At 39.8% G+C, this 832-nt stretch carries 1 protein-coding gene; it reads left to right on the top strand.

The annotated features are described in order from the left end of the window. Nucleotides 1-44: 44 nt before the first annotated feature. Nucleotides 45-832, top strand: a 788-nt coding sequence (locus P5674_RS25365; protein ID WP_315670438.1) for a reverse transcriptase domain-containing protein, incomplete at its 3' end; no start/stop codon positions are given.

Genomic DNA, 832 nt, shown 5'->3' on the forward strand with positions numbered 1-832 from the left:
ACAATATTATGTTCTTGATGCTGATATAGCAAAATGCTCTTACCGTGAACCATGAATACCTACTGTCCAAAATTCATTGTCCAAGCCGCCTAAAAAGAGACCTGAAACAATGGCTCAAAGCGGGAGTGCTAGACAACGGTGTATTCGAGGATACAGAAACAGGGACACCCCAGGGAGGGGTAATAAGTCCAATACTCGCCAACATCGCACTGTTGGGAATGGGAAGGTTAATAGGAAAAATGTATCCCAAAAACAACAAACCATATACCATGGCAATAAGATATGCCGATGATTTTGTAGTCATATCCAAAGACTTAGGAATCATTGAACAGTGCAAAACTGCTATCTCTGAATGGCTAAAGCCTATTGGATTAGAGATTAAACCTGAAAAAACTCGAATCTGCAATACACTCAAATCTATTGAGTATAATGGCAAAACAGAGGAACCCGGATTTGATTTCTTAGGTTTCAAGATTAGGCAATATCCCGTAGGAAAATACAGAACTGGGATGACTCCACATGGGAAACCATTAGGACATAAAACTCATATAAAACCCAGTCAAAAAGCAGTTGCCCACACAGAAGCGATAAAAGGTGTAATCAAACAATATAAAACAGCACCTCAGTCAGCCCTGATTAACAAACTGAACCCAATTATTCGGGGATGGTCAAACTATTATTCAGCGGTAGTCTCAACAGAGACCTTCAACAAGCTAGACTTCATAATCTGGCAAATGTTAAGGGCATGGACAGTATCGAGATGCGGAAAGGCAAGTCACGAAAAGCTAAGAAATTATTTCAGACATGGAACAATTAAACTTAGCAATGGGAA

The sequence above is a fragment of the Limnospira sp. PMC 289.06 genome (assembly GCF_032350395.1).
Lineage (GTDB): Bacteria > Cyanobacteriota > Cyanobacteriia > Cyanobacteriales > Microcoleaceae > Limnospira > Limnospira platensis.